Genomic DNA, 10151 nt, shown 5'->3' on the forward strand with positions numbered 1-10151 from the left:
CTCGCACCTGCTGGCCAAGGGGCAGCGGTTAACTTTGGGGGCTGTACTCAAGGGTGGTTATGGTTACCTGCATTTGGGCGGCGGCATCGCAACTGAACCGTTCCTGGGATCACGCGCCACACATCTGACTGCCAAAATCGGCAGGGCTGTTGAAACCGGGGACACATTGCCCGGTGGGCCTGACGCGGGTATCACGGGTATGAAACTGGTGCCCGCCGAGCGGTTTTCGGGCGGTGCGCTGCGCATCGTGCCCAGCTTTCAGACCGCGCTTTTCGATCCGGAGACTTTGGCCCGGTTCGAGCAGACCGAATTCCGGCGCGGCCCGCGCGCCAACAGGATGGGTATGCAACTGGACAGTGACGGCGAGGGGTTCGCGGCGCAGGGGCAGCTCAACATTCTGTCCGAAGTCATCACCCCGGGTGATATCCAGATGACCGGATCGGGAAACCCTTTCATCCTGCTCCCTGAATGCCAGACCACCGGCGGTTATCCCCGCATCGCCACGGTCGTGCCCTGCGACCTGCCTCGCGCGGCTCAGACACCGGCAGGTGGCAAGATCAGGTTCCAGTTCGTGACACTGGACGAGGCGACGGCCCTTCAAACCGCTTTTGTCAAGGATCTGGCGGGGCTGTCCCGACGGGTCGAACCACTGGTCCGCGACCCGCATGACATTGCCGACCTTCTGTCCTACCAATTGATCAGCGGAGTTGTTTCCGCGACCGACTGAGGAGACTGCCGATGAACCGCGTCGATCTGAACGCCGATATGGGAGAAAGCTTTGGCCCTTGGAAAATGGGCGATGACGACAGCCTTTTGAAAATCATCACCTCGGCCAATATCGCCTGCGGGTTTCACGCGGGCGACCCGGACGTGATGGCAATGACCATGCGGCTTGCTGCGGACAACGATGTGGGGATCGGCGCCCATCCCGGCTTTCCCGATCTGCAGGGGTTCGGGAGGCGCAACATGAAGGTGCCGCACAGCTCCCTGCGCAATCTGGTCCGCTATCAGTTGGGCGCGGCACAAGGTATGGCAAGAGCCGTTGGCACCAGCGTCAGACACCTGAAACTGCACGGGGCGCTGGCCAATATGTGTTCAGCCGATCAGGACATGGCGCGCGCCTGTTATGAGGGCGCACTGGATGTGAACCCGGACATCATCATCATGGTTTTGGCGGCAACCCAGCAGGAAGCAGCCGTGCGCGAACTGGGCTGCAATTGGGTAGGCGAAATCTTTGCCGACCGGGCCTATAACGACGACGGCACACTGGTGGATCGTTCCCTTCCCGGAGCCGTCATTCACGACCCCGAGATCGCCGGGCCACGCATTCTGAACATGGTGCGCGAAGGGGCGATCATCACCGAAAACGGCAAGCGGCTGGAAGCCTCGATCGACACGATCTGCCTGCATGGCGACGGGCCGACAGCGGTTCAGATCGCCAAATCTGTACGTTCCAGTCTGATTGACGGTGGCATCAAGGTAAGCAAGTTCGAGCGTTAGATAGTCGGGCGGTTGGCCAAAACGCAAAACCCTTTGGCGTCTGTTCACAAGCGCGGGCCCAGGTCGCGCTCCATCTATCCGGTGCAGCCGAACAGGCCGCCTGACCCCGGAGGAACTCAATGAACGTCAAAGTCACGCTCGACCAGCCAACCGCGAAATTCCAACCCGGCAAGACCGTGTTGATCTGCCAAGCGCGCCACCTGCGCAGAAAACTGGCCTTGGTGAAATTGTCGCCATCGGATGCCGAACGTCTGGCCGAAGGTGATACCATTACCCTCATGATCGATCCCACGGACAACGAGACCTTGGCAACTGAAATGCGCGACCTGACGTCGTGCTGGCGCATCGTGATGATCGAAACCCGTCCTGAAGGGCCATTCGCTTATTGCATGCCGCAAGGCCCGTCATTCGGGCGGCCAATGTTATTGATCTGACAATCGGGCGTTAAGAAACGCGGCCCGTTTTCGCTGCGCAATCCAATAAAAAGCGGCTGCGGTTGAGAGCGCAGCCGTCCAGTACTCGTGAGCGAGCGCCAGACCTTAGGATGGTCCGATCATGAAACAGGTGACATTGCGGGCTTTGAGGCGACGGCAGGCCAGATCAGCCTGTTCGCGTGTCATGCCCTGGAAAGTGGCATCATACCCGCGCGACCCTTGATTGACTTTGCGCAGGGTACCGTCGAGCGTGGTCATTTCCGCCAACGCCGTTCTCAGCAGGATTTTCTCTGCCTCGTACCGGCTGGGATAGCGCCCGACATTGATACCCCACAGATGGCCACCGGAAGTGGACAGGCGGGTGACAATTTCTTGTTCGGGCTCCGGCTCGGGGGCCGGTGACGCGGATGCCAGAACCAGTTCTTTTGGGCGTCCCACGGGCCGGGTATCGGTAACCTCGGCAACGGCTTGTGCAGCCGTCGATCCGACTTCGGCAATCGCAGCCTCGATACTTTCCTGGATCAAAGTGCCGTTCTCGGCCGCATTTTCAGCGATGGCGCTGGCAAGCAGCACTGGCTGGGCACCGGAACGCGAAAGTGGGCGAAGGCTCTTTTCGGGGGCGCCAACCAGCCGGATCGTCTTGGTCACGCCATCGCTGATACCGGTGTTCCCGGCATAGACCGGACGTGCGGGTTTGCGGATCGGCGCGCGCGAAGGCGCCTTGCGGAATCCCAGATCCAGAAGCTCTGCCACCTTGGCATTGCGCGAGGCGCTGGAATTGCCGCCAAAAACCGTGGCGATGATGCGCTCATCCCCGCGTTTGGCCGAAGCCACAAGATTGAAACCTGCCGCGCGGGTGTATCCGGTCTTGATCCCGTCCGCGCCCTTGTAGGCTGCCAGCAGTTTCCGGTTGGTGTTGGGGACGGTCTTGATCCCCGCATTCGTGGATTGGCGCGAGAACAGGTTGTAATACTGTGGATAGTCATACAGCAGGTGCCGCCCCAGGGTTGTCATGTCGCGGGCACTGGACAGGTGCCCTGCCTCGGTCAAACCATGTGCGTTCTTGAAGGTCGTACGCGTCATTCCCATCGACTTGGCGGTGCGCGTCATGCGGCGGGCAAAAGCGGACTCGGACCCGCTGAGCGTGACACCGATCGCCGTCGCGGCGTCATTGGCCGATTTCACCGCAGCCGCGCGGATAAGATAACGAAACGCAATCTTCTGTCCGGTCCGCAATCCAAGCTTCGACGGCGGTTCTGCCGCCGCCTCGGACGGAACAGTTACCATGGTATCCAGGGTGATCTCGCCGTTCCGCACCGCTTCGAACGCGATGTAGAGCGTCATCATTTTTGTCAGAGAGGCAGGATGCAGTCGGGCATCGGCGTTTTTGGAATGCAGGACTTCGCCCGTTCGGGCATCAATGACCATTGCCGCGTAAGGCGCCGCCACCGCGTGAAGCGGCAGCATCAATAGCAGCCACAAAAATGCTAGAAGATATAGCCCCATACGGGCCGGACTTGTCCGCCGAACCTGCACGATCTTTGCCTCTGTCTGCCTCGCGCCGCCGGATTTTCCGGTCAGCAAAATTCATTTTTATTGCCTCAAGCGTAACACAGGGTTTTGTTGATTGAAACCGAAAGCGCCATATTTGCATGATCAATTCCTTGAAACCACCAACCTGCATATAGTGGCGGGACTTACAAAAGCGCCCCATATCTGGTGTATCTTCGACCTATCGACGATAATCGCCCCTTAAAATTTGAAAGATGAGGCGCTTTTGCAACAAGCGCAACTAGTCCAGAGAACGCACCAGATCCGCCAAATCGCCCAGATCAGAAATCTCGCGAAACCGGTTGTGATCGTCGGGTGCGTCGGCTTGTTCCACCTCCCACACCAACCCGTGCGGTACAAATACCCCCCATCCCCCGGCTTCGATCGCAGGCAGAACATCCGACCGCATGGAGTTGCCCACCATCATCGATTGCGCCGCGCCATCGCCATGACGGGCAAAAATACCGTGATAGATGTCAGGCGTTTTTTCCGAAACGATCTCGACAAAGTTGAACAACTCCCCCAATCCCGACTGCGCCAGCTTGCGTTCCTGATCAATCAGGTCGCCCTTGGTGATCAGCACGACCTTGTGCGTTTCCGCAACGGCCTCGACTGCCTCGCGCGCATGAGGCAACAACTCGATGGGGTGCGCCAGCATCTCCTGCCCCGCTTCGATCAACTGGCGGATCACCGAGGCAGGTACACGGTCTTGCGTCACCTCGATGGCGGTTTCGATCATCGACAGGGTAAAGCCTTTGATTCCGTAGCCATAGTGCCTGATGTTGCGTCGTTCCGCGGCCAACAGCCGTTCCATCAGGTGATCTTTCTCGGCGTGATCAGCCAGCAGTTCAGCGAAATGCGACTGGGTCAGCTGAAAGAACCGTTCGTTGTGCCACAATGTGTCGTCGGCATCGAACCCGACAGTCGTGAGCATTTGTCCCATGCCAATTTGCCTGCTTTCTCTTTTCCAAAGCTGCGCTAAGGTTATATAAGCTCCCAATTGAATCGAAGGCTGAATCGGAATTTCGAAAGTAATGGTGATCGAACCCCTGTTGATGTCGGACAAATCGGACGAGGATGGAAGCACCTCGATCCTTGTGCAGACGCGCCCAAAAACCAAGCGTCCGCCGCTCTACAAGGTTCTGCTGCTGAATGACGATTACACGCCGATGGAATTCGTGGTGCATGTGCTGGAACGCTTCTTTGGTATGAGCCATGCGCAGGCGTTCGAGATCATGCTTACCGTCCACAAGAAAGGCGTGGCCGTTGTCGGGGTGTTCAGCCACGAGATTGCGGAAACCAAGGTCGGGCAAGTGATGGATTTCGCCCGACGCCACCAGCACCCGCTTCAATGCACGATGGAAAAAGAGGATTGAACCGGTTGACTGGCCGTGACTGCGCCTGCCTCTGTCAATTGCGAAACCGCAATCCATCCCTCTGACACACGACTTGGAATCCTGAATGTCGCCTCGCGTTTCACTTGCCCTCGACGCCGGACTGACCCTGTCCGAAAACGTATCAGCCCTGTTGCCCACGCCTGAACATGATCTGTCAGACCTGCCCGGCCAGGCCGAAGTGGTGCAGCCGTTCAAGCCGTTCCACGATCATTTCGCGGCACTGGGGTTTCATGCAGTACCCGCTTCGGACACTCCGTGTACCGATGCGATCCTGTTTCTGCCGCGCGCCAAGGCGCAGGCCAGGGCGATGGTGCAACAGGCGTGCACAAGGGCCGCGGGAACCGTTGTCATCGACGGCGGCAAGACCGATGGCGTGGACGGCCTGTTCAAGGATATTCGCAAGAGGGTCGATGTTCGGGGGCCGATCTCCAAGGCGCATGGCAAGATTTTCTGGTTCAAATCCGATGCCGACGCATTTTCCGACTGGGCCGCGCCGGAACACCAGCAGGCCGACGGGTTTGTGACCGCGCCCGGCGTCTTTTCCGCCGATGGCATTGATCCCGCGTCCGAGTTGCTTTTGGCCGCCCTGCCCGCAAAACTGGGCCGCCATGTCGCGGACTTTGGGGCGGGTTGGGGGTACCTGTCGGCGCAGATTCTTAAGGACGAACGTATCGAAAAGCTAGATCTGGTCGAGGCCGATCACCTCGCGCTGAGCTGCGCACGGGACAACGTGCCGGATGCCCGTGCCCGATTTCATTGGGCCGACGCCGTCACATGGAAATCCGCCGAGCCGCTGGATGCGGTCGTCATGAACCCGCCGTTTCACACCTCCCGGGCCGCCGACCCGTCGCTGGGCAAGGGATTCATTCAGTCCGCCGCCCGCAACCTGGGCAAGTCGGGGCACCTGTGGATGGTCGCCAACCGCCACCTGCCGTATGAGGCCACGCTTGGCGATTCCTTCGCATCCGTGGAAGAAGCGTCGGGAGACAACCGTTTCAAAGTGCTTCACGCCTCTCGCCCTCGCCGGTGATCCCGGTTAACGTGCGCCGCAACTCAGGAGGAACCGGATGTCCTTTTCCATCGCAGGCAAAACCGCAATCGTCACCGGGGGCGCAAATGGCATCGGCCTTGCCATAGGCAGACACTTTGCCGAGGCCGGGGCAAATGTCATGTTCGCGGACATGGACGAGGCCGGATTGGCCAACGAATTGGGAGAGCAGGGCGAAGACAGCAATATCAGGTATTTCGCCGGAGATCTGCGCGAGAAACTGACCATCGCCAATCTGCTGTCGGCGACCATCGACGCCTTTGATCAGGTGGACATCCTGGTCAACGGCGCGCGGCAGGTTCTGCCGACCGATCCCCTGGACCCCGAGGATGACACGGTGCGCGAGTTGCTGAATCAGAATCTCATGCCGGCGATGCGGCTCACCCAGATGGTCGCAAACCGGATGATCAAGCAGACAGAAAAGGACAATGAAAGCCCGGCCGGATCGATCATCAACCTGTCTTCGGTCGCTGCACGCAGGACACATCCCAACCTTCTGGCTTACTCGGTTTCTACCGCGGCCCTCGATCAGCTGACCCGCTCGCTGGCGGTCTCTCTCGCCCCCAAGCGCATCCGCGTGAACGCCATCGCAATCGGCTCGGTGATGAGTGCGTCGCTGCGAACTACCTTGAAGGACAACCGCGAATTCCGTCTGGATATCGAACGGCATACCCCTCTGGCCCGCATCGCGGCGCCGACCGAGTTAACCGAAGCCGCGCAATTTCTGGCCTCGGAAGCCTCCGGCTTCATGACCGGCCAGATCCTGACCGTCGATGGCGGGCGCACCCTTCTCGATTCCGTTGCGGCCCCGGCTCATTGATACCGATGTTCGATACAGAAAAATCCACCGCCTCCGCCTGGTTCCGTCAACTGCGCGACGAAATCGTCGCCGCCTTTGAACAACTGGAAGACAATCATGACTCCGGCCCGTTTTCGGACGCTGTCCCGGGTCGCTTCGAAGTCACGGAAACCAAACGCCACTCAGACGACGGAACGGATGCCGGTGGCGGGCTGATGTCGGTCATGCGCGGTGGGCGCGTGTTTGAGAAAGTGGGTGTCAACGTTTCGACGGTGTATGGCACCTTGGGCGAACGCGCGCAAAGCGCCATGGCCGCACGCAAGGGCATTCCGGGGATGAAGGACGATCCGCGCTTCTGGGCCTCGGGTGTCAGCCTTGTCGCGCATATGCAGAACCCGCAGGTTCCGGCGGTGCATATGAACACCCGCATGTTCTGGACACCGCATGCCTGGTGGTTCGGCGGCGGGTCCGACCTGAACCCCTGCATCGAGTATGACGAAGATACCGCACATTTCCACGGCACCCAGAAATCCTTCCTCGACCCGCATGGCGTGGGCCACTATCCACGCCTCAAGGACTGGGCGGACGAGTACTTCTATATCCCGCACCGCAAGCGCGCGCGGGGTGTCGGCGGTATCTTCATGGATGATTATTGCACCGACGACTGGCAGGCCGATTTCGCCCTGACACAGGATATCGGCCGGGCTTTTCTACCTGCCTTCGTGCCTCTGGTGGAGAAGCGCAGGGTGCAGGGTTTCACCGACGCAGACAAGAACATCCAACTGATTCACCGCGGGCTTTATGCGGAATACAACCTGGTTTACGACCGCGGCACCAAGTTCGGGCTGGAAACCGGCCATGATCCCGATGCTGTACTGATGAGCTTGCCACCGCTGGCAAAATGGGTCTGAGCGTTACCGCAGCCACAAATCGTCGGTAAGGTTGTCGTAGCAATATCCCTGCGCCATCGATGCGGACAGGTTGTCGCCCACGCGCTTGACGGTCAGGGAATAGCCCGGCGTTGTATCCGCGCCCTCCGGGGCCTGCAGCGAGAACTGAACGCCTTTCTTGCCCGGCTGCGACACCGACGGCCCGACCGCATTCCACAAATAGATGCGCTCGTTACCCTTCAGCCTGAGTACCCGGATGCCGTAATCACCCGCACCGCACCAGTAATCCCTTGGGGCCGAGCCGAAGTAATTGACGACTTCGAACACGCCATTGCCGATCGGCGTGACCTCGGATCGGTTCCAGGCGCGGAATGCCAACGCCATTCCCGGGGCTACAATCAGGGCGGTCAGAACGCCCACCTTAACCAACTGTTTCATCCGTATCTCCAGTTTCAATACTCGTGATCCATGAAAAGCATAGCGCATTGTTTCGCGTCGCCCACACTGAAACACGCAAGTGTCAAATCTCGACACAGCGACTTCAATCTGCACCTTTCAGGATACGCCCGCCCACATCTTCCGGGGCAATCGCCACAGTTTTGATGATTGCATGGCATTCGCTCCCAACTCCTAGCCCAAGGGCCACCACGGATCGCCGTGTGACACGGGCAAGCACTGTCCCGGCATCGGTCGCGACCGAAACGATTGCCCCCGGCCCTTCACCCGCGCGGATACCCGTGACCGTGCCGGGCAGAACATTGAGCGCCGACAATCCCTCTGGCTTGTGGTTGGCCAGGATCACCTCTTGCGCCGCAATCCGAACCCGCAGGCTTTCGCCAATCCGGTGTGGGATGCGCGGCAGAAACAGGCGGTTCTCACCAGCCTGCAGCTCGGTCAACCCGTCATCGTGATGTGTCACGACATTGGCTTGCAGGATTGCCCCGACGGCGCGAATACCCGCAGGCGCGACCGCCGGGTCGGACAGGACCTCGGATGCGGGGCCATGCCGGGCGACACGCCCGTCTTGCAACGCGACCACCGAAGTCGCCAGGCGCGCCACTTCGGCGGCAGAATGGGTGACATACAGAATCGGGATTGAAACCTCGTCCCTGAGCCGTTCGAAATAGGGCAGGATTTCCGCCTTGCGCGCGTCGTCCAGCGCCGCCAACGGCTCGTCCGCCAGGATCAACCGGGGACCGGCCAACAGGGCACGCCCGATGGCAACGCGCTGCTTCTCGCCCCCGGACAGGTCCGTTGGCCTGCGATCCAGAAGGTGGCCGATACCAAGCATCCCGACCACCTTGTCTTCGCTTTCAAATCGGGTTCCGCGCGGGGCAAACCAGCGACCATAGGCCAGGTTCTGGCGCACGGTGAGATGCGGAAAAAGGCGGCCTTCCTGAAATATATAGCCAAGCCTGCGCCGGTGCGGCGACAGCCACCGCTTCTGTTGCGTGTCAAACAGAACCCAGTTACCCACCGCAACTCGACCCATCTCTGGCCTCAACAACCCGGCCACCGCGTTGACAACCGTGGTCTTGCCCGACCCCGACCGCCCGAACAAAACCGTGACGCCGGGCGGCGCATCAAAGGAAACGTCCAGTTCCATCTCGGGCAATTGGTGCCGGATATGCACCGACAACGTCATGTTCCGGCCACCCGCGCCGCCGCACGCCTGCCGACATATTCCGACAACAGCAAGGCGCCCATCGCGATCCCGATGGAAACCAGCACAAGCCGTGTTGCCGCAGGCTCGCCACCTGGCACCTGCAGAAAGGCGTAAACAGCCGATGGCAACGTCTGGGTCTGGCCGGGGATGTTCGACACAAAGGTGATGGTTGCGCCAAATTCCCCCATCGCCTTGGCAAAGGCCAGTATCGCCCCCGCAATGATACCCGGAAAGATCATCGGCAGCGTCACCGTGGCGAACACCATAAACCGGTTGGCGCCCAGCGTTGCCCCAGCCTGTTCCAGCTTGGGGTCGACCGCCTCGATCGACAGACGGATGGCGCGCACCATCAGCGGAAAGGCCATGATCCCCGCCGCCAGCGCCGCCCCGGTCCAACGAAAGGCAAAGACGATACCGATCTGTTGCAAGGCGCTGCCCAGCGGCCCTTGGGTGCCGAACGTCAACAACAGCAGATACCCCGTGACCACCGGCGGCAGGATCAGCGGCAGGTGAACCAGACCGTTGACGATGTGCCGCCCGGGAAACCGCCACCGGGCAAGAGCATAGGCCACGAATATTCCCAACGGCAAAGCCACCGCCGTCGCCCAAAGCGACACTTTGAGCGACAGTATCAGCGCAGTCCATTCCTGTGGACCCAGCCAACCCATATTCCTAACCCTCCAGCAGGGCGAACCCCTGCGCGACAAAGATGCGGCGAGCTTCGTCCCGCCGCAGATAAGCAAGGAACCTTCGGGCAGCGTCCGAGCCTTTTGCAGTCACCGCAGCCGGATAGACGATTTGTGGATGTGAAGCGGCAGGAAAGTGGCCCAGAACCTGAACCCGTTCGTCCGCTGCGGCGTCAGTCG

General features: G+C 60.2%; 13 protein-coding genes. 7 read left to right on the forward strand and 6 right to left on the reverse strand.

The features are described 5' to 3' along the window. From AC2FNB_RS19040 to AC2FNB_RS19050, 3 genes are all read left to right on the forward strand, one after another. Nucleotides 1-727, forward strand: a 727-nt coding sequence (locus AC2FNB_RS19040) for a 5-oxoprolinase subunit C family protein (RefSeq protein WP_496748418.1), incomplete at its 5' end; no start/stop codon positions are given. An 11-nt stretch (nt 728-738) separates the two neighbouring features. After that, complete coding sequence (locus AC2FNB_RS19045; RefSeq protein ID WP_480749382.1) at nt 739-1500, forward strand: LamB/YcsF family protein; 762 nt, start codon at nt 739-741, stop codon at nt 1498-1500. Nucleotides 1501-1619: 119 nt separating this feature from the next. Next, nucleotides 1620-1934, forward strand: a complete 315-nt coding sequence (locus AC2FNB_RS19050; RefSeq protein WP_480749383.1) for a hypothetical protein — start codon at nt 1620-1622, stop codon at nt 1932-1934. Nucleotides 1935-2039: 105 nt separating this feature from the next. Here AC2FNB_RS19050 and AC2FNB_RS19055 read toward each other — a convergent pair whose 3' ends face one another. Further along, nucleotides 2040-3440 (reverse strand): D-alanyl-D-alanine carboxypeptidase family protein, encoded by a 1401-nt coding sequence (locus AC2FNB_RS19055; RefSeq protein ID WP_496748419.1) that lies wholly within the window; start codon nt 3438-3440, stop codon nt 2040-2042. A 286-nt stretch (nt 3441-3726) separates the two neighbouring features. Further along, entirely contained in the window at nt 3727-4428 is a 702-nt protein-coding gene (locus tag AC2FNB_RS19060) for an HAD family hydrolase (RefSeq protein WP_480749384.1), read from the reverse strand. 91 nt (nt 4429-4519) lie between these two features. On the opposite strand from AC2FNB_RS19060, the gene clpS reads away from it, so the two are divergent. The 4 genes from clpS to hemF all read left to right on the forward strand — a co-directional run bounded on the left by clpS (nt 4520) and on the right by hemF (nt 7640). Further along, on the forward strand, nt 4520-4861 hold the full coding sequence (gene clpS, locus AC2FNB_RS19065) for an ATP-dependent Clp protease adapter ClpS (RefSeq protein WP_480749385.1): 342 nt from the start codon (nt 4520-4522) through the stop codon (nt 4859-4861). An 85-nt stretch (nt 4862-4946) separates the two neighbouring features. Then, complete coding sequence (locus AC2FNB_RS19070) at nt 4947-5912, forward strand: class I SAM-dependent methyltransferase (protein ID WP_496748420.1); 966 nt, start codon at nt 4947-4949, stop codon at nt 5910-5912. Between the two features lie 37 nt (nt 5913-5949). Beyond that, complete coding sequence (locus tag AC2FNB_RS19075) at nt 5950-6750, forward strand: SDR family NAD(P)-dependent oxidoreductase (protein ID WP_480749387.1); 801 nt, start codon at nt 5950-5952, stop codon at nt 6748-6750. Nucleotides 6751-6755: 5 nt separating this feature from the next. After that, nucleotides 6756-7640, forward strand: a complete 885-nt coding sequence (gene hemF, locus AC2FNB_RS19080; RefSeq protein ID WP_496748421.1) for an oxygen-dependent coproporphyrinogen oxidase — start codon at nt 6756-6758, stop codon at nt 7638-7640. Nucleotides 7641-7643: 3 nt separating this feature from the next. Here hemF and AC2FNB_RS19085 read toward each other — a convergent pair whose 3' ends face one another. The 4 genes from AC2FNB_RS19085 to AC2FNB_RS19100 all read right to left on the reverse strand — a co-directional run. Continuing rightward, nucleotides 7644-8057, reverse strand: coding sequence for a hypothetical protein (locus AC2FNB_RS19085; protein ID WP_480749389.1), 414 nt, complete (start codon nt 8055-8057; stop codon nt 7644-7646). Between the two features lie 103 nt (nt 8058-8160). Then, entirely contained in the window at nt 8161-9264 is a 1104-nt protein-coding gene (modC, locus tag AC2FNB_RS19090) for a molybdenum ABC transporter ATP-binding protein (RefSeq protein ID WP_496748422.1), read from the reverse strand. Then, on the reverse strand, nt 9261-9953 hold the full coding sequence (modB, locus tag AC2FNB_RS19095) for a molybdate ABC transporter permease subunit (RefSeq protein WP_480749391.1): 693 nt from the start codon (nt 9951-9953) through the stop codon (nt 9261-9263). The genes modC and modB overlap by 4 nt, the downstream gene beginning before the upstream one ends. 4 nt (nt 9954-9957) lie before the next feature. Further along, nucleotides 9958-10151, reverse strand: a 194-nt coding sequence (locus tag AC2FNB_RS19100; protein ID WP_496748423.1) for a molybdate ABC transporter substrate-binding protein, incomplete at its 5' end; no start/stop codon positions are given.

This window comes from Ruegeria sp. BHSB058 (assembly GCF_059613285.1).

Excerpts from the sequence above, each read along its gene's own strand:
- AC2FNB_RS19045 (WP_480749382.1), top strand. The coding sequence starts at position 739 with ATGAACCGCGTCGATCTGAACGCCGATATGGGAGAAAGCTTTGGCCCT.
- AC2FNB_RS19050 (WP_480749383.1), top strand. The coding sequence starts at position 1,620 with ATGAACGTCAAAGTCACGCTCGACCAGCCAACCGCGAAATTCCAACCC.
- AC2FNB_RS19055 (WP_496748419.1), bottom strand. The coding sequence starts at position 3,440 with ATGGGGCTATATCTTCTAGCATTTTTGTGGCTGCTATTGATGCTGCCG.
- AC2FNB_RS19060 (WP_480749384.1), bottom strand. The coding sequence starts at position 4,428 with ATGGGACAAATGCTCACGACTGTCGGGTTCGATGCCGACGACACATTG.
- clpS (WP_480749385.1), top strand. The coding sequence starts at position 4,520 with ATGGTGATCGAACCCCTGTTGATGTCGGACAAATCGGACGAGGATGGA.
- AC2FNB_RS19070 (WP_496748420.1), top strand. The coding sequence starts at position 4,947 with ATGTCGCCTCGCGTTTCACTTGCCCTCGACGCCGGACTGACCCTGTCC.
- AC2FNB_RS19075 (WP_480749387.1), top strand. The coding sequence starts at position 5,950 with ATGTCCTTTTCCATCGCAGGCAAAACCGCAATCGTCACCGGGGGCGCA.
- hemF (WP_496748421.1), top strand. The coding sequence starts at position 6,756 with ATGTTCGATACAGAAAAATCCACCGCCTCCGCCTGGTTCCGTCAACTG.
- AC2FNB_RS19085 (WP_480749389.1), bottom strand. The coding sequence starts at position 8,057 with ATGAAACAGTTGGTTAAGGTGGGCGTTCTGACCGCCCTGATTGTAGCC.
- modC (WP_496748422.1), bottom strand. The coding sequence starts at position 9,264 with ATGACGTTGTCGGTGCATATCCGGCACCAATTGCCCGAGATGGAACTG.
- modB (WP_480749391.1), bottom strand. The coding sequence starts at position 9,953 with ATGGGTTGGCTGGGTCCACAGGAATGGACTGCGCTGATACTGTCGCTC.